At 64.1% G+C, this 15,975-nt stretch carries 20 protein-coding genes and 1 pseudogene; 7 read left to right on the top strand and 14 right to left on the bottom strand.

Annotated elements, in window-relative coordinates; genetic code table 11:
* Positions 1-4: 4 nt before the first annotated feature.
* Positions 5-1,456, bottom strand: coding sequence for a toll/interleukin-1 receptor domain-containing protein (locus tag ALI144C_RS07165; RefSeq protein WP_168211199.1), 1,452 nt, complete (start codon positions 1,454-1,456; stop codon positions 5-7).
* Positions 1,457-1,644: 188 nt separating this feature from the next.
* A pseudogene (locus ALI144C_RS07160) lies at positions 1,645-1,942 on the bottom strand (amidohydrolase family protein); the annotation flags it as partial.
* On the opposite strand from ALI144C_RS07160, the gene ALI144C_RS58935 reads away from it, so the two are divergent.
* Entirely contained in the window at positions 1,877-2,215 is a 339-nt protein-coding gene (locus ALI144C_RS58935) for a phage terminase small subunit (RefSeq protein WP_441297539.1), read from the top strand. The pseudogene ALI144C_RS07160 and the gene ALI144C_RS58935 sit on opposite strands and share 66 nt — an antisense overlap.
* A complete protein-coding gene (locus ALI144C_RS07150; RefSeq protein ID WP_168211198.1) occupies positions 2,103-2,447 on the top strand; it encodes a hypothetical protein in 345 nt (114 codons plus the stop codon). The genes ALI144C_RS58935 and ALI144C_RS07150 overlap by 113 nt, the downstream gene beginning before the upstream one ends.
* 10 nt (positions 2,448-2,457) lie before the next feature.
* On the opposite strand, the gene ALI144C_RS07145 is transcribed toward ALI144C_RS07150, so the two are convergent.
* Positions 2,458-3,105: a TetR/AcrR family transcriptional regulator gene (locus tag ALI144C_RS07145; RefSeq protein ID WP_076986213.1), complete on the bottom strand. Its 648-nt coding sequence runs from the start codon at positions 3,103-3,105 to the stop codon at positions 2,458-2,460.
* Between the two features lie 163 nt (positions 3,106-3,268).
* Between ALI144C_RS07145 and ALI144C_RS07140 the strand changes: the two genes are divergently transcribed.
* Both ALI144C_RS07140 and ALI144C_RS07135 read left to right on the top strand, forming a co-directional pair.
* Positions 3,269-3,667, top strand: a complete 399-nt coding sequence (locus tag ALI144C_RS07140) for a RidA family protein (protein WP_076986212.1) — start codon at positions 3,269-3,271, stop codon at positions 3,665-3,667.
* On the top strand, positions 3,667-4,341 hold the full coding sequence (locus ALI144C_RS07135; RefSeq protein ID WP_076986211.1) for an alpha/beta hydrolase: 675 nt from the start codon (positions 3,667-3,669) through the stop codon (positions 4,339-4,341). Before ALI144C_RS07140 ends, ALI144C_RS07135 begins: the two co-directional genes overlap by 1 nt.
* Before the next feature lie 550 nt (positions 4,342-4,891).
* On the opposite strand, the gene ALI144C_RS07125 is transcribed toward ALI144C_RS07135, so the two are convergent.
* The 8 genes from ALI144C_RS07125 to ALI144C_RS07085 all read right to left on the bottom strand — a co-directional run bounded on the left by ALI144C_RS07125 (position 4,892) and on the right by ALI144C_RS07085 (position 11,583).
* Positions 4,892-5,152: a hypothetical protein gene (locus ALI144C_RS07125; protein WP_076986209.1), complete on the bottom strand. Its 261-nt coding sequence runs from the start codon at positions 5,150-5,152 to the stop codon at positions 4,892-4,894.
* A gap of 9 nt (positions 5,153-5,161) precedes the next feature.
* Positions 5,162-6,178: an LLM class flavin-dependent oxidoreductase gene (locus tag ALI144C_RS07120; protein ID WP_083752807.1), complete on the bottom strand. Its 1,017-nt coding sequence runs from the start codon at positions 6,176-6,178 to the stop codon at positions 5,162-5,164.
* Complete coding sequence (locus tag ALI144C_RS07115; RefSeq protein ID WP_076986207.1) at positions 6,118-6,330, bottom strand: PAS domain S-box protein; 213 nt, start codon at positions 6,328-6,330, stop codon at positions 6,118-6,120. Before ALI144C_RS07115 ends, ALI144C_RS07120 begins: the two co-directional genes overlap by 61 nt.
* 520 nt (positions 6,331-6,850) lie before the next feature.
* Positions 6,851-8,608: an aspartate--tRNA ligase gene (aspS, locus tag ALI144C_RS07110; protein WP_076986206.1), complete on the bottom strand. Its 1,758-nt coding sequence runs from the start codon at positions 8,606-8,608 to the stop codon at positions 6,851-6,853.
* Between the two features lie 208 nt (positions 8,609-8,816).
* Complete coding sequence (locus ALI144C_RS53025; RefSeq protein WP_168211197.1) at positions 8,817-9,146, bottom strand: 2OG-Fe(II) oxygenase; 330 nt, start codon at positions 9,144-9,146, stop codon at positions 8,817-8,819.
* Positions 9,147-9,433: 287 nt separating this feature from the next.
* Positions 9,434-10,123 carry a hypothetical protein gene (locus ALI144C_RS07100; RefSeq protein ID WP_076986204.1) on the bottom strand — a complete coding sequence of 230 codons (690 nt, stop codon included), beginning with the start codon at positions 10,121-10,123 and terminating at the stop codon, positions 9,434-9,436.
* Positions 10,113-10,760 (bottom strand): hypothetical protein, encoded by a 648-nt coding sequence (locus tag ALI144C_RS07095; RefSeq protein ID WP_076986203.1) that lies wholly within the window; start codon positions 10,758-10,760, stop codon positions 10,113-10,115. Before ALI144C_RS07095 ends, ALI144C_RS07100 begins: the two co-directional genes overlap by 11 nt.
* Before the next feature lie 493 nt (positions 10,761-11,253).
* Positions 11,254-11,583 carry a hypothetical protein gene (locus ALI144C_RS07085; RefSeq protein ID WP_076986201.1) on the bottom strand — a complete coding sequence of 110 codons (330 nt, stop codon included), beginning with the start codon at positions 11,581-11,583 and terminating at the stop codon, positions 11,254-11,256.
* 281 nt (positions 11,584-11,864) lie between these two features.
* On the opposite strand from ALI144C_RS07085, the gene ALI144C_RS53020 reads away from it, so the two are divergent.
* Positions 11,865-12,578 (top strand): acyl carrier protein, encoded by a 714-nt coding sequence (locus ALI144C_RS53020; RefSeq protein WP_083752805.1) that lies wholly within the window; start codon positions 11,865-11,867, stop codon positions 12,576-12,578.
* A 253-nt stretch (positions 12,579-12,831) separates the two neighbouring features.
* Here the strand turns inward: ALI144C_RS53020 and ALI144C_RS07075 are convergent, their stop codons facing one another.
* The 3 genes from ALI144C_RS07075 to ALI144C_RS07065 are packed head-to-tail and all read right to left on the bottom strand — an operon-like array spanning position 12,832 to position 14,552.
* Positions 12,832-13,104, bottom strand: coding sequence for a hypothetical protein (locus ALI144C_RS07075; protein WP_076986199.1), 273 nt, complete (start codon positions 13,102-13,104; stop codon positions 12,832-12,834).
* 7 nt (positions 13,105-13,111) lie between these two features.
* On the bottom strand, positions 13,112-14,179 hold the full coding sequence (locus ALI144C_RS07070; protein ID WP_076986198.1) for a hypothetical protein: 1,068 nt from the start codon (positions 14,177-14,179) through the stop codon (positions 13,112-13,114).
* Between the two features lie 4 nt (positions 14,180-14,183).
* Positions 14,184-14,552: a hypothetical protein gene (locus ALI144C_RS07065; RefSeq protein ID WP_076986197.1), complete on the bottom strand. Its 369-nt coding sequence runs from the start codon at positions 14,550-14,552 to the stop codon at positions 14,184-14,186.
* Between the two features lie 160 nt (positions 14,553-14,712).
* Here ALI144C_RS07065 and ALI144C_RS58345 point away from each other — a divergent pair, with 160 nt between their 5' ends.
* The gene (locus tag ALI144C_RS58345; RefSeq protein ID WP_269086655.1) at positions 14,713-14,847 is read left to right on the top strand and encodes a hypothetical protein; all 135 of its coding nucleotides are present in this window, start codon (positions 14,713-14,715) and stop codon (positions 14,845-14,847) included.
* 757 nt (positions 14,848-15,604) lie between these two features.
* Positions 15,605-15,958 (top strand): hypothetical protein, encoded by a 354-nt coding sequence (locus tag ALI144C_RS07060; RefSeq protein WP_076986196.1) that lies wholly within the window; start codon positions 15,605-15,607, stop codon positions 15,956-15,958.
* The last annotated feature ends 17 nt before the right edge of the window (positions 15,959-15,975 follow it).

The following is a 15,975-nucleotide window of genomic DNA, read 5'->3' as shown; positions in this document are numbered from 1 at the left end:
AGGGTCAGGGATAACGTGCACGAACAGAATGCCGCAACTCGCACCACACCTCAGCGACCCGATCGGAGTTACCGCCGAACGCCCCATGCTGGAGGAGTGCGGAGTTCGGCGCCAATCGCACAACATTACGCTGATGCACGGCGGTGCTGCCCTTCGCCAATTGCTCAGCGAATGTTCCCAGCGAGGAGAACGGCCCTTCGTGCAACTCCAGCAGACTACGCACGTACTCGTAGTCCTCAAAGGACAATTCAAACTCGCGGTCGTGAAGAACGTTGAAAAACACCGGGTCGAGCACGTCACGTAGGTGCGCGCTCAACGCCTGACCAGGGGACGCGCCGCGCCATTTTGGCAAAGCCGCGCCATTTCGAGGATCGATCACGTGCCGCAGCGCGAGCGCTCGAATCACCGGTACCGGCCTGCCATTCGTTCCACTGGTCGTGGTCTGACAGAGCAGCCGATACACGAGATCTTCCCGAGCCGCGGCCATCCCGGCGACACCGACCGTGTAGACCAGCAGCAATGCGGGATAAGCCTCGGCCGCTACCCGTGCCTCCTGTGCGTCCGATGGTGGCGGCGTGTCCCGCCGGTTCAGTACCCGGTTCGCGATGGCGATCCAGAGATCGTCGTGTTCACGAGCGCCGGAACAGACGCCGACGGCAACCAATCGCAGCAGTGGCGCCATGTCCCGCTCGTATGAGGTGAGTCGTTCCTCCAGAGCCGCTGGGAGGTCGCTGTCCTCCATATGACGTGTGATGGCCGGATACCGGGCGTCGCCGAGCGCGTCGAGTGCCTGTGTTGCCGTGACATGGACCAAGTCGTGGACGGCGATCTGACCGGAAGAATCGGCCAGTGCCTGGCGGAGTTCCGTGACCATGCTCCGCAGTTCACCGTCAGCTCCACGAGGCCGTCGGGCGGGCGGATGCGGAACTCCCGGATCAGGCAGATGTACGCGCTCGGTCGTACGGTGTCGCGTCGGTAGGGCCGCGCCCGTGGGCGTGGCCAACGAAGGTGCGACATTGAGAAGTTCGTCCACCAACCTGGTGAGGTCGAGGTCGCCGCTTCGGTGGTGCATGCGCAGGTACTGGCAGCGGGCCACCGGAGCGAGGCAATCGGGTAGGTCTGTCTCGCGAAGCGGGCCAATACCGTCAAGTAGCACGGGAATGACGCGGATGCCGAGGCAGAACGCTTCGTTGATCTCGCGGCGCACCCAGTCGTCGGGCTTGTCCAGTCGACGAACGCCCTCGCGATCCACGGCAGTGATCCAACGAGGGCCGATCATCGCCAACAACACCTCACACCGCTGCAGGCGCGCCAATATCTCCTGCGGGAACTCTTCGCCCAACCGGATCGACTGGCTGGCATAAAAGACCTGGTCGGCGCCGAATCGGGTGCTCAACTCCCGGCTGACCAAGGCGGCTGCCCAATCCCCGTCACCAGTCCGGTAATTGACGAACAACCCAGGCACCCGTCAAACCCCTTCCCGCACTCTGCGCAGAACCAGCCTCATCACATGGCAACCAGTTCCCGTGGGGCCGCAGCACGCGACCATCGGTAGCAGTCAGCGCTGTCCAACGCTGCCGTGACCCGACACTAATGACCCAGACCATACTCAATTTACAAGGCAGTAGTCGGCTGAGCTGGGATTCACACCGAGAGGCCGGACTGCACGGCGTGACGGATTCGTGTCGGGTCTGCGAGGGTCGTGACATCGGTCAGCGGGTCGCCGTCCACGACCACTAGGTCGGCCACCGCGCCGGTGCGCAGAGTGCCGATCTCACCGGACATGCCCAGCAGGTCGGCTGCGGCGCTGGTCGCCGAGCGGATGACGTCGAGCGGGGCCCTGGATCTCAGCGCGGATGCGGAACTCCTCGTTCTGGTGGCGGTGCATGCCACCGAGCAGGTCGGTGCCGTAGACGATCCGCACGCCTGCCCGGTGTGCGCGTCCACGGTGGGACCGGTCGACGTGCCCGAGCTCGGCCTTGACGAGCCACATCCGCTGATCGTCGACTTCTACGAGTCGCTGAAGCACTCGGCGCAGTCGCAGTTCTACGAGCCGTCCGACTGGCAGTTCGCCAGGTTCACACTGCACTTCGCCGACCAGGATGACCGCCGACCAGGTCCGCGCGGAGATCCGCCAAGAATCCGGCGGACGGGACCACGAGGTGTCCGCATGGCCGCTGATGATCTCGCACGAGAACGGGGAAACGGAGGATGACAAGAGGCTGTACGTCGTAGTCAGACCGGACGGCAGCAAGGGCCAGCGCTACGAGGCGGACCTCGAAGACTTCCGCGCGAATAACCACGTCTTCACCGACACCGACAACATCTCGCTCGACAACACCTTCCCCAACTACCACCCGCCCGAGGGCGTCGCTACAGTCATTCGTCCGCCAATTAAGCACGATGCCATCTGGGGAGTCCATGGCGGGAACAAGAGGACACCGTGACGGTTGACCATCAGGGCAGCTTGGCGGTGAGCAGTCGCAGGCCCTGTTCGAAGAGTTCGGTCAGATCCGTTCCCGTCAGGTGATCTCGGGCTTCGGCGAGATGTGGGTATTCGCCGTCCCGGATCGCCTTGTGCAGGTGCTCGATGCCGGCGGGTAGGTCCGGGCCGGACTGGATCGCCGCTTGTTCCTCGAGGGTGTGGCCTGTCGCGAAGTGCAGGATCAGGAGCGCGGTCCGCATCGCCGCCGCGGCGTCGAGCCCGGTCTCCCGTAGGGCGCCGTTGAGGGCTTCGGCGAATCCCAGGGTGTTCGGTCCGATGGCGTGCGTGCCCGCGTAGACCCGAGCTCCGTCGCGATAGGACAGGAGAGCTGTGCGCAGGCTTCTTGCGAGGGCCCATACCCGTTCACGCGGTTGAGCGATTCCTTCGGCCGCGTCACGGCAGCCGCTGAGCATCGCCTCGGCCATGGCGGTCAGCAACGCCCGCTTGGTGGGGAAGTAGCCGTAGAGCGTGCCCACTTGGACTCCGACCGCGGTGGCCAGTTTGCGCATGGTGAGCCCGTCAAGGCCCACTTCGTCGAGCAGGCGGAGTGCGGCGGCGGTGACATGGGCCTGGTCGGCGGCTGGCGGCCGTCCTCGGGTGCGGGGCTGGTGCGCGGTCATGTTCGGGCGATTTTAGCAGCGTGTTTGACAGCCTCGCGGTTGCTCAGGATACTGGCGACTATTAAATGAACGTTGTTCGAGAATTCGAGGAGGCGACTGTGGACACCGATGTCGTGATCAGCGGAGCGGGCCCGGAAACGCCCGAGCGTGCGGCGGTGCGGCCATGACCGATCCCGAGTACCTGACGCCCGCGGGTCTGTTCCACGTTCCCGGGGCCTTCACCCCCGTCGTGCTCGTCCGCGGCGCCGACCTCGTCTTCCTTTCCGGACAGGTCGCCTGGGACGAGCACGGGAACCTGTGTGGAACGGACCACCTGACCCAGATGCAGCGGATCGCCCAGAACCTCGACACCGCGCTCGCGGCCGTCGGCTGCGGACGCGAGCACATCATCAAGGAAACCGTGTACGTCGTGGACCACCGCCCCCAGCTGATCGCCGGGCTCTTCTCGGCACTGCGCCAAGGGGTGTCCGCCGCTCCGGCGAGCACCCTGGTCGGGGTCGCCGCGCTGTTCGACCCCGACGTACTGGTCGAGGTCGACATCGTCGCGAAGGTGCCCGCCTGATGAGCCGTTACGTCGTGGTGCACGGATCGTGGTGCGGCGGCTGGGTGTGGGACCGGATCGCGGCACGGCTGTCCGAACAAGGACACACCGTTGTCGCACCCACGCTCACCGGCCCGGACGACGCCGCGGACCACGGCTTGCTGCGGCACATCGACGAAGTCGGCCGACTGCTCGACGACCAGGCGATCCTCGTCGGCCACAGCTACGGGGGCATGGTTGTCGCCGGTGTCGCGGACGCGCGTCCGCGACAGGTCCTCGAAGCGATCTACCTCGACGCATTCCTTCCCTCGCCCGGCGAGTCCGCGTTCGACCTGATGCCGATGATCCGACCGCTGTTCACCGACGCGGCGGTGTCCCACGACCCGGCCGGGAGGACCGTACCTCCGTTCGGGCTCGACGTCCTCGGATTCACCGACCCCTACGTGGTTTCCCGGCTGCGGCCGATCGGCATGAGCACCCACGAGGAACCACTGCCGTCGGCCGAGAACGACGACGAGCGACCACCAAGCCGCTACATCCTCTGCGGCGACCGCTCTCCCTTCGCCCCCATGGCCAACCGTGCTCGGGAGCAGGGAGCGGAGTGTACGACCATCGCGACAGACCACTTAGGACTATGGTCGGTGGCCGCCGACGTGTGCGCGGCCATCACCGGAAACGGGCGGCGGACACCATGACTGTCGACATCGAACGAGCGATCACCGAACGAGCGTGGACCGACAGCCGGTACCGGGACCTCCTGCGCACCGACATGTCCGCGCTCCGACACAGGTCGATCTGGTTGACGCGCGGTCGCGCGGATTCCCCGTCGCGCAGCGGAGGAATCAGGTAGTAGAGGGTGTCGCGCGAACTGGGCCGTCTCGGCCACAAGATCGCCGCATCGACGGTGTGGGAGATCCTGAACACAGCAGGCATCGGTCCTGCTCCGCGCCGAGCCGGGCTTACGTGGAAACAGTTGACACAACAGGCGCGCAACCTCACAGCCGATGTCAGTGGAGACCTGGATGCACTTCGATTCCCACTCCGCGACCGCGACACGAACGGGTCATCAGAACCCTCCGCAACGAAGTCTGCGACCACATTCTTATCCTCAACGAGGCACACGCCCGACAGGCCCTCGCCGAGTACCAGCGGCACTACAACCAACACCGTACTCGCCGAGGTGATCGGGTGTCGCGGGCCTCGGAAGCCTCTACTTGGCGGCATCATCGGCAGCGCGATCGCGTACTACCTCGCTCGGCGTGGGTTACGGGCGTCTGCCCGCCGTCCTGCAGCCGTGAGGATGCGGTCGAACCCGGCCGGTGTTGTGGTGGCTGGGCACAAGATCGGTGTGCATCCGGCAGCGGTGTAGGCGTCCAGGCCTTCCTCGATCCGCGGGGCGTCTCCGATCACCATGATCTCGTCGAGCAGGCGGTCGGAGATGCCACGGGCGTAGTCGGCGTGCGTGAATCCCTGGGCGGCGAAGTAGCGCTGGTAATAAGGGATCATCGCGTACGATTAAAGGTTGACCTTCGCCTGTGCGCGGTCCTCATCGGACCGAACCAGGACGACCGCGCGGATCGGGAAGTCCGCCGAGGACTTCCCGAACTCCGCACAGGCCTGCCTGACTGCTGGGACCACGGTGTCCCGCACGTAACGCGACGAGCACAACCACAGCAGCAGCCCGTCGCCGAGTTCCACCGCCAGTCTGATCATCTTCGCGCGCATTCCGGCGAGGTAGACGGGCACGTCATGCTCCAGTGGCGCGTCGTACCGGATCCGCGCGGTGAAATGCTTTCCCTCGAACTCGACGCTGCCTTCCCGCAACAACGTCCGCACGATGGTCGCGTACTCTCGCACCACACACAGCGGCGGCCCCTGGGCGCAGCCCAGCATGTAGTCATTGACGAATGGGTTGCTCAGGCCCAGCCCCAACATGAACCGACCGTCGGACAGCTCGGCCATGGTGGCGGCCAGCTGCGCGGTGGCCACCGGATGGCGCAGGTACATCGGCAAAATCGCGGTACCGACTCGGGCGCTCGGTGCGGTGTGCAGGAATTCCGCCGCCAGGATCGAGCTGTCCCGTTCCTGCGGCAGCTGTTCCAGCCACAGTTCGTTCGTCCCAGCCGCCCTGGCCACCTGGATTCGGTCTCGAACTTCCCGCAAGGGCAGGGAATTGGCCGCGACCATCGCACTGGAACTCGCCGGGCAGCCAATTTTCTTCGCCAGTTGCCGAATGTTGTAGTCAAGCCCTCGTGACGTGAGGCTGAGCCGTCTTGCTATTTCCGCGTTGGTCGCACCGAAGGCTCGCAACTCAAGGAGGCGCGCTTCCCTGTCGGTGAGGATCGGGCGATCCGCTGCGGCACGATTGCCTGTAACGGGAGACACGACCCCCAGCACCGAGGCCTCGTCACAGCTATCCGAAAGTGGCAATGTCGTCACAGCGACTTTGGTCAACGCCTCATCAACACACCTCAGGAACCCTGTCCGCCGAAGCCAACTGTCAAGGAGTCGACCAGCGCGGAATCGTCGCATATGAGAAAATCTGCCATCCGCCGACCGCGAACACCGTTGATATCGACACCAAGCAATCTGAGAAGCTCCGGATTACCTTCCAATATTCGACCTCGCCGATCTGTCACATACATGGCAATCGAAACGTCGTCGAACGTGATGGAGTACTTCATGCCAAAGCCGTACTGTCAACTCTACCTCCGCAGTGCACGGCGACACCCACAACCGCATCGCACCCGGCAGCTCGTCGTGTCGGCGATGGCTGCGAGAGACATTCCCATCTCGGTCGCGAGCAGGGCCGCCGCTGGCACGAACGGCTTCACGGCCGGCCTGCCGTACCAAACAGTGTTCGCATACACGGACGGTGTCCCACCCCGACTGCGATTGTCCGCAGCCCGAACGTCGACGAGAGTCCGAAGGCCACCTTCGGCTGTCCGCGGTCTCGTCGTGGAGGCCGCGGGCCAGCCGAGTGGAGCTGTCTCACTTCACCTGTACCACCCAGCAGACAGCGCGTTCGTCGAGTTCGGGCACCAGTTGAAAGACGCCATCAGTCACGTCCTCGCAGAACTCCCGACGAGCACCTGACGACCATCCGGCGTGCCGCAGCGCAGGCGGGTCCGTCCGCCGCGTGGCGGTAGGGATGATGGCGCTGCCGCCGTTCAGCCGCTACCGCCACGACGTCCGAACAAGTCATCAACGCTGTTGCTTGCGGATCCCGAGGTTCAGTTCTTTGAGCCGGGCGTCGTCGACGACGTTCGGCGCGCCCATCAGCAGATCCTGGGCGTTCTGGTTCAACGGAAACGCGATCGTCTCACGAATGTTGGGTTCGCCCGCGAGCAACATCACGATGCGGTCGACGCCCGGGGCGATACCGGCGTGTGGTGGCGCGCCATAGTGGAAGGCCCGGATCATTCCGCCGAACTGCTCGTCGACTTCTTCCTTGGAGTAGCCGGCGATCCTGAACGCTTCGTACATGATTTCCGGGCTGTGGTTGCGGACTGCGCCGGACGAGAGTTCGGTGCCGTTGCAGACGATGTCGTACTGCCACGCGAGGATGTCGAGCGGATTCTGGGTCCGCAGGGCCTCGAGGCCGTTCTGTGGCATCGAGAAGGGGTTGTGGCTGAAGTCGATCGTGCCGTCGTCCGCCTGTTCGTACATCGGGAAGTCGACGATCCAGCAGAACCGGAACACGTCCTCTTCGAAGCGGCCGACCCGTTTGGCTGCCTCGACTCGGACGTCGCTCATGATCTTGGCGACCTCGGACTCGCCGCCTGCGCCGAAGAAGATCGCGGTGCCGGGCTCGGCCTTGGCCTCAGCGACGAGTTGCCGGACGTCGTCGTCGGTGAGGAATTTGGCGATCGGACCGGTCAGCTTGCCACTGTCGTCGAGCCGGACCCATGCGAGGCCTTGAGCCCCTCGGTCGACCGCGAAAGCCTGCAGCTGGTCGAAGAAGGAGCGGGGCTGGCCCGAGCAGTCGGGAACGGGAAGCGCGGTGACGTGCTTCCCGGCGAAAGCACGGAACTCGCTGTCGCGGAAGATGTCGGAAACGTCCACCAGTTCGAGTGCAGCGCGCAGATCGGGCTTGTCGGTACCATAGCGGGCCATCGCATCGCGATATGTGATGCGAGGAAAGGGTGACGTCACCTCTTTACCGGGGGCGAACTCGCGGAAAAGCTCGGTCATGACCGCTTCGATGACCTGGAAGACGTCCTCCTGCTCGGCGAAGCTCATCTCGACGTCGAGCTGGTAGAACTCGCCTGGGGACCGGTCCGCCCGGCTGTCCTCGTCACGGAAGCACGGCGCGATCTGGAAGTACCGATCGAACCCGGAGACCATCAACAACTGCTTGAATTGCTGAGGCGCCTGCGGCAGTGCGTAGAACTTGCCCGGGTGCAGCCGAGAAGGTACCAGGAAGTCACGAGCGCCTTCTGGACTCGGCGCCGAAAGAATTGGCGTCTGCATGTCGACGAATCCCTGGGCCGTCATCTTCTCCCGGATGCTGCGAATCACCGCCGACCGCAACAGGATGTTGCGGTGCAATCTGCTGCGCCGCAAATCCAAGAAGCGATAGGTCAGCCGCGTTTCCTCGTTGACCTTGTCTTCCGGGAAGACGCTGAATGGCAGCGGGTCGGCCGCGCCGAGTACCTCGATCTCGGCGACCTGAACCTCGATTTCACCGGTCGGCAGCTCCGGGTTGACATTTCCCGGGTCACGGCGCAGGACCTGTCCATCCGCTCGAAGAACCGTTTCCTTGGAAAGAGAGCCCAACTCCTCGTACGCGGGCGAATCCGAACGCACGATCAGCTGGACGATCCCGGAATTGTCGCGGAGATCCAGGAACAGAACACCGCCAAGATCTCGACGGTTGTGCAGCCACCCTGACAACCGGACGTCGGATCCGACGTCCGTGACTCGAAGTTCGCCGCAAGTGTGAGACCGATAACGGTGCATCGTCCATCCAGATCATGATGTGAAGCTCGGGCCATCGCCACTGGCCAGGAGGCCGTACAGCAGCTTACCGCAGACACCCCAGGCCACTGCGGCCGCTGGAGGACATCGGCCGACATGCCTGTGCGGACGAGGAGCCGTTGTCGATTCGGTGCATCGCCGAGGCGACGCGGCGGCCCCGATTACCGGGACCGGGCAGCGTCGGGACACGTCACCTGTCGCCGGCAGGTAGGTAGAAATTGGTGACAACAGCCAGTCTCCTGCCCGCGGTGAGCGGCTCGACCGAGTGGGTCTGACGTCCATCGACCACCACCAGGTGATCCTCGGCCGGTTGTATCCGCTCAGTGGGTCGGCCATCGTCGTCATGGAGGACAAGCTCCCCGCCGACGGCACCGTCGATTTGGGCGTAGTAGACGGAAGTCACCAGCGGATGCCGACTGTCGGCGCCATCCCTGTGCGGCAGTTGAACCGGCGGATCCTCGACATTTCCTTCCATTCTTACGGGAAATACCTGCGGCACGAGCCGGTCGGGTTCGGGCAACAGTCGATCTCCTCGTAGACAACACTGGCCATCAGCGTCGCCAGGCTCACCATCTCGGGCTGTCGATGCATGGCGGAACTGGCCAATTGCCACATTCGCCCAGCGGTCGTCCGACCGAGCACATCGGACCGCTCCCATCGGGCGTGGGCGAATTGATCAAGTCGAGTACGTGTGAGCGCCTGGTTTCGCCCAGCAGATCAGTCATCTGACGAGAACAGCCATCCGAACTCCTTTTCACGGCACAGCGCGGCGTACTCGCGGCAAGCACTGAGCACCACCGCGCGACGTCAACTGTCAACCAAGAGTCGTCCGTCGCGATGTGTCACCGTCTTCCCGAGGGCCATCGCTGCGAGCAGGGCTGCGTGCTCTTTCGTCTGCGGTTCGTCTGCGCGGCCGAACGCCGCCCGCAAGGTGGTGCTGTAGACGGCGGCGCCGAATCCGCCGAGTCCGTTTCTCTCGTTGGGCGACAACGTCGCCGCTGTCCCGGCCACGCAGTCCAGGACCGTGTCGCGACCACCATCTGCGATGTTCTGCCACGCGGCACCGGACATGGCGTCGGCTCCAGTCAGCACCTGCTTCACCGCGGCACTCGGTAGGCGTGCCACCATCCCGTCCAGCGAGGTTCGAGCGACATCGAGGACATCACGCCAAGTCGCTTCGGCCGCGTCCCACAGTGCCTCGCTGACCAGTGTGAAGGAGCGCAGCGCGGTGAAGGCGGCCATCAGGCCGCTCATGGTGGACAGACGGTCCATCGCCTCGATGTGCTGTCCTCGTAGCAGGGAGTGAATCACCAAGTGGACCTGGACGAGCCTGGCTCGCGTCTGCTTGTCCGCCGTGATGATGTTGCTGTCGTCCCATGAAACCGTGACGGGCCTGCCATGGGGGTTCCACAGCGTGTACAGGGCACTTCTGGTGCCAAGCCGTTGCTCGAGGTCGACGTCCGATTCGCCGGGACGGGCCGCGTCATTACCGATCACCGATACCGCCTCCTTCCGTGGTGAGCAACCCGATTTCCGACATCCGGCGAACCATGATCGCCAGTGCCCCGTCAGCGTCTCGGGCCGCGGCCGGCCACTGCCCAGTCGTGATCAGGTCGAGCAACCGCGGGCCGCAGGGAGCAGCGAACCGAAGCCCGCGCGTGGAGCGGAGCAGCTGTTCGCGGACGACGCGACGGTCGGCGACGACGGTGCTCACCGACATGATCTCGTGGTCGGGGTGGAGCCTTGGTCGCGTGACCTCGTCCCCGCGGTGCTTGCGATGGAGGGCAGCGACGATGTCGCGGATCTGACCGCGATCGGGCCGTTGACCGGACACCGAGATGTATTCGGTGTGCACCCAGGGACGCATCCCGTTCGCGGGGGTGAAGACGACGATGCCGTACGCGATCTCGCTCATGCGGTTTCGGCGGTAGAAGTCGAGCCAAGTGGCAGCGGTCCGCTCAAGTTCGTCGGAGTCCTTGTCCGCGTTCCAACGAAGCGCGTCGTCCGACAGTCCGAATCGCACGTGGGGGAGCGCGTTGAGCTCGGCGTTGAACCTGGCGAACCCGACGGCACGCGGTGAGACGTCGACACCGAGGACGGAGTCCGAATGCATGGCGAGCTGGATCGCGTGCACTCCACACCTGTGCCGATGTCGAGACCGCGCCGGATCCGTTCACGCGGGACCAGTTGTGCGAGGATCTCGGTCGGGCCATGAGGGTTCTCCACTGCTTCGGCCGCCACCTCCGCCGCGTCCTCGTTGCGCAGGTCGCCGGCGAGCAGCAGATCGTGGAATGGAGTCACCCTGACCAGCGGGCGGAGCCGCCCTGCCGAGACAGCCACGAGGCCCGCGCCGAGCAGTGCGCGGGTCAGCGTCGGATCGTGCTTCAGCTCCGCCGCGTCCACGGTTACGCCGAGGAGCAGCAAACGCGTCAGTGTCCGAAGCGGGCCAGGCGGACTGTTGGCGGCACGGGCGAGGCTTCGCGGGTGCCCCACGGACGGCAAGGGCGCCGGTGCGGGCACCGCGAGCAGATCACGAACCGCCGATTCCTGGTACCCCACCGCAGCCAGACCAGCTCGCACGCGAGCGACGTCGTCGCCCGTCCGAGGAACCGGCTCGATCATCGTGCTCACCCCGAACTCGCGCCCGGCAACGGGTGGACGGCCTGACTGACGAGCGGTCCGGAAAGGTGGAACCAGGAAATTATCTGTCCTCTGTGGATGTCAAGGACCTCCCCCGGCCGCGGCGCCCTGGCGATGACGTTGATCGCCGCGATGCCGTACCGCTTGCCGTGCAACACTCTGCTGCGGTCCGGGACGAAGTACTCGCAGCCGGACATCACTTCCAGCCGCGCGCTCGCGAAGTCCGGGTCGTCGACCAGTTGCCGGTTGGGCACCGGTCCCTGGTGAAGCAGATGGCCTTTGGGGAAGAAGACCAGGATACCGGTGTTGATCTTCACGTATTCCGAAACTCGACGTAGGCCACATCACGAAGTCCGGCGCCCGCACACCGCTCGATGAGACTGTCGAGCCCGGACGGTATCGAACTCTCCTCGTAGGGCACGGTCAGCACTGTTGATCGACCACCTTCCCGATGCACACGCGTTGAAACTCCTCCATAGCGTTCGCAACACGGCGGAGAACTCAAAGAAAACGGCCGACGATCGGTTCAACGCGGCGCAGGAGTTTCATTCAGAGGCTGACCGAGACGGCGGGTATCGAATACCTACATTTCGACTCGATGACGCCGAGAGACGAAATTATACGCTCCGGCGAGTCGACTGAATGCCTCAACTGCACGCGAAGGTCCATCACACACCGAATCACCTACCCAGATATCCCAGAACACCTGGTCATCAAGCTGTGCCCGCGATGTTCCCCTTTCCTCGAAGGCTACCCACTCGACGAGTTCGAGGTACAACTCCACGGAAACGAGTCAATCCGAGCAGACGAGGAATTCAAGATCGATCTCATTCTCACCAACACGCAAAGCCTTGCAAAGAACGTGGCAGTCGGCGGAGCGCTACGCTTCGGAAACTTCTACGAAGCACGATTCGGCTCAACGAAGGTGGACACCGTCGATGCAGGCGGCAGCTTCACACACACTTTCACAGGCACGATACCGTCCAGCGCGCCGCCAAATGATTTACACGCATTTCAGATTTTCTGCCTCGTTGACGGACGCATCAGCATGCTGTCCAAGCCGTTGTGGCGGATTACACCCGATCTGGAAACCACTCGTGACCGGCCAGCATCCCGTGAACGCCCAGGCGAGGGCGACGAGACGGAGCAGTTGCGACGGCTGATTGGCGCCGCGGTGGCCGCTGTACTCAAAGTTCCCACCGTGTCCACCCATGCCAACTTCATCGACCTCGGAGTGACGTCGTTGTCGTTGGTGACGCTACACGCACGACTGAAACGCAACTCGGCACCGACTTCCCGATCCGCTGGCTGATCAAGCACGCGACAGTCGAAATCCAGTCCATCACGTATCCCGCCTGCGCTCCCGATCTTGATAACGTGACCTCATGGCGCACCCCAATCTCGACCAGGACAGTTTTACCTGCTCAATTCTCACGCTCCGGAATATCGTGACAATATGGCATCAATACGTACGGTTTACCGAACGCATTCCGGTGAGAAATCCGCGCCGAACTCCGCGAGTTGACCCGACGCTGCGCATGTTCGCCGAGTTTGCGAGCAGTTTCTCAGTCCAGCGCCAGGGTGGGCGATGGGGGCGCCAGTTGGAGGACGCGAGCACCAGGCGGCCCGCCCGCATAGGCTGCTCGCTTGAGGTTGTCCGACTTGTCCGCGAACCTCCTGGCGAACTTCGACAGGCCCTTGAGCAGCTTGGCGAGCTTCTTGCCGATCTTGGCCAGCAGCATGCCGAGGTCGATGAGCACGCTGCTGATGAACACGGCGATAGAGCTGCCGAGGCTGACCACGGAGGTCGCGGCCGCGATCAACGCCTGGGTGATCACCCGGTGCTCAGTTGCCCTTCATCTTCCACTCGACCAACGTCATGATGGTCTTCACCTCGGCGATGCCGAGCTCGATCATCTCGATGAGCTGCTTGACGCAGATCTCGAAGGCCTTGATGGAGTTCTTCACGAAGTCGATGTAGTCATCCACGATCGAGACCAGCTCGTCGATCAGGTCGTACCACGTCTTCGGGTTGATGGTGACCTCCCGCAATGCCTTGACGACCTTCTTCACGACGGCCCTGAACCGCACGCCGTAGTACTCCAACAGCCACAGGCCGTTGGTGATGATCGCCTCGTAGCTGATCGCCGCGAAGTCGAAGCCCTCCTTGTTGAGGTTGGCGATCTCCTTGTACATGGCGCAACTCAGGATGACCCGGTCGCGCATGTGCTGCTCGAACGCGGGCGCCCCGCCGCCCGTGCCCTCGCCGCCCTGCCACTCCGGCATGAGGATGCCCATACCGAGGTTGAGGTCCGCCTCGATGGCCTCCATCGCCTTGCCGACCTGGTCCCATGCGTCGGCGTGCCTGCGCAACGCTCCCCAGTCGCCCAGCAGGACCGGCGTCCACTCGGCGATGATGTCGTACCCGGTGACCTGCTTGATCGGATCGGTGAACTCGCCGACGAGGGCCTCGATGCGTTCGTACACGCCCTGCACCAGGTTCTCGTCCTTCGGCGGAGCCATGGCGACGTTCGCGCCCTGCGTGAACGGTCCTGCCACCGCGCCACCGCCTGCCGGTGCGCCGCCGGATTCGGCCTCACCGAGGAGGTTGCCGAACGCCGACAGACTGCTCGCGGTGGACTGGTCGATCCTGTCGTATTCGTCCGCGGTCTGCCGCAAACCGTCCACTGTGCCGGTCAGCAGCTGCCGCTGCTTGTCGAGCATCTGCGTCCAGAGGTCGACGAGCATCGACTCGTACCACTGGGCCGGTTCCAGCAGACCGCTGAACCGGTCGAAGTTGCGGCCGTGCGCGTTGCTGTAGTTCGAAACCTGCGCGACACCGTGATCGCGGTCGGCTTCGAGCTGGCGGGCGTACCCGCGCAGATACCCGCTGTTGACCCGAAAACCTGACACGTTCCTACCTGCCGTTCCGCATGCGCTGAACGTGGCCGAGCCGTTCGTCGAACAAAGCCCGGATGGCTCTCGCGTCCCGGTCGGTGGTGGTGTCCGAGAACACCTCCCGCCACGACAGTTCGCCGCTCGCCAACCTGTCCAGCCCGCCTCCGGTGCTGTGCTGCGCGGGTGTTGTGTAACCGGACACCATCCACGACTCCGGCTGCTCGTCGTCAGCCACCTGCTGGTGAGGCACCGGTTCTTCGGCCACACGCAGTCGTTCGGCCTCGGAGCGGGTCCACTCCTGGAGGTCGGCCACGGCCTTGGCCATCGCCGCCTGCCTCGTCGCGAACTCCGCTCTGAGGCGGTCGAGGTTGTGGCGTGCGTGATCCATCGTTCGTTCCCCCTGGCAAGGTCCTTCCGTCCACATCGTCGTGCGGACTTTCGACACCTTGCCGTACGGGGATTTCCTGCTGTTGTCACCTCGGCATGGCTCGTGAAAGAACCGCGTCGTTGTGTGCGTGCCGAAACCACGTCCACGCAGGTCAAGCGGCATGTCGGTGCTCACTGAGGACCCCGCTGAGACGGTCATGCCGATGTACCGCGAGGTGCTCGATCCGGTCGGGTTCAAGGGCCTGCGGCAGGGCTCGCAGGGGGTGATGCGGCGGCAAGTGATCGGTGGGTTCTGAAGCTCGTCAAACTGGCGTCCCTGACTGGTTGGAGCACACGTTCGGTGTCGAGATCCTGACCGACGCCGGCTATCAAGGACACACTCGGCCGCCTCGCCGAGCCATCGCCGCCCTCCCGCCCGGAACGACCGTCTGACCGAGCTAAGCCTGGGGCAAACGCGCCCACATGCCAACCATGCACGAGGTCGTTAGGTGGACCAAAAACTGGTTTGATGACAGTGATGTCACTTGTGGACACAGCGTCGGTGCGATCACGGCGCTGGGTAGCCACTGGTGACACCGCATCGCATCGCATCGCGTCGTGGCAGCCGCTCCAGTCCAGGTTCGGCCGAAAACCGCGCCGGAACCTGTACAGCGGCCACCGGTCGGACCATAGCGGTCACGGGCGATCTGTTCTCACCCGATAGCCGCGTAGGCGTACAGCTGGTAATCCTTTTTCACCAGGCCGTAGCCCGCAACGACGACGTCAGGTGCGATGGACACATTGGTGACCTTGTCGACCCCACTCTGAGCGTCCAGGATGACCTCGCCTCGCGGCGTCTGCGCGTAGACCAATCCATGATAAGCGGCGTGGAGTTCCGGCTGAATTCGGCCGGATGCCCGGTCAGGCAGGCTCCACAACCTCTTCCGATGATCACAACGACCAGCAGGATCTGAAGCAGGACGTCGTCCCCGCACGAGCGGGGATGGTTCCCGCAACGAACGCGAAAAAGCCCGCCAAGCACGCTAGGGATTGGTGAGGATGTCTGACCCTCAAGTGCGGATCGACCCTGCCCGCTGGGGCACAGCGATCATGGCAGTCGTGGTCGGCCTGACCTTTGTGTTCGGCTTCGGCAACGTCCTGGACCTCGCCCTGCGCGAGGCTCCGATGGTTCAGTTGCGGCCTGCGCGCCGACTGCTGGTCTTCGCCAGCCTGGTGACCTTGGCCTTGAACGTCGCCGAGCCACTCATCTCTGGCCACATTGGACGCGCTCTGTTCGACGCCGTCGGCCCACTCCTGCTGATCGGCTGGGCGGAAGTCGGCCCCGGACTGCTCCAGGCAATCCACGCCACCTCTGACCAAGCTTACAAACAGATACTGCCTGTTGCCCAGAACAGCCGTCGATGGTGAATCCGAGATCGACAGAG

Origin of the sequence: Actinosynnema sp. ALI-1.44 (assembly GCF_001984155.1) — a bacterium.
GTDB lineage: Bacteria > Actinomycetota > Actinomycetes > Mycobacteriales > Pseudonocardiaceae > Kibdelosporangium.
Note: the sequence above shows the minus strand (reverse complement) of the source record. Positions and strands in the feature narration are given on the sequence as shown.

What these genes read in the sequence shown, in the direction of transcription:
- ALI144C_RS07150 (WP_168211198.1), top strand. Translation starts at nt 2,103, where the DNA reads ATGACCGCCGACCAGGTCCGCGCGGAGATCCGCCAAGAATCCGGCGGA.
- ALI144C_RS07145 (WP_076986213.1), bottom strand. Translation starts at nt 3,105, where the DNA reads ATGACCGCGCACCAGCCCCGCACCCGAGGACGGCCGCCAGCCGCCGAC.
- ALI144C_RS07140 (WP_076986212.1), top strand. Translation starts at nt 3,269, where the DNA reads ATGACCGATCCCGAGTACCTGACGCCCGCGGGTCTGTTCCACGTTCCC.
- ALI144C_RS07135 (WP_076986211.1), top strand. Translation starts at nt 3,667, where the DNA reads ATGAGCCGTTACGTCGTGGTGCACGGATCGTGGTGCGGCGGCTGGGTG.
- ALI144C_RS07125 (WP_076986209.1), bottom strand. Translation starts at nt 5,152, where the DNA reads ATGATCCCTTATTACCAGCGCTACTTCGCCGCCCAGGGATTCACGCAC.
- ALI144C_RS07120 (WP_083752807.1), bottom strand. Translation starts at nt 6,178, where the DNA reads ATGCGACGATTCCGCGCTGGTCGACTCCTTGACAGTTGGCTTCGGCGG.
- ALI144C_RS07115 (WP_076986207.1), bottom strand. Translation starts at nt 6,330, where the DNA reads ATGAAGTACTCCATCACGTTCGACGACGTTTCGATTGCCATGTATGTG.
- aspS (WP_076986206.1), bottom strand. Translation starts at nt 8,608, where the DNA reads ATGCACCGTTATCGGTCTCACACTTGCGGCGAACTTCGAGTCACGGAC.
- ALI144C_RS53020 (WP_083752805.1), top strand. Translation starts at nt 11,865, where the DNA reads ATGACGCCGAGAGACGAAATTATACGCTCCGGCGAGTCGACTGAATGC.
- ALI144C_RS07065 (WP_076986197.1), bottom strand. Translation starts at nt 14,552, where the DNA reads ATGGATCACGCACGCCACAACCTCGACCGCCTCAGAGCGGAGTTCGCG.
- ALI144C_RS58345 (WP_269086655.1), top strand. Translation starts at nt 14,713, where the DNA reads ATGTCGGTGCTCACTGAGGACCCCGCTGAGACGGTCATGCCGATGTAC.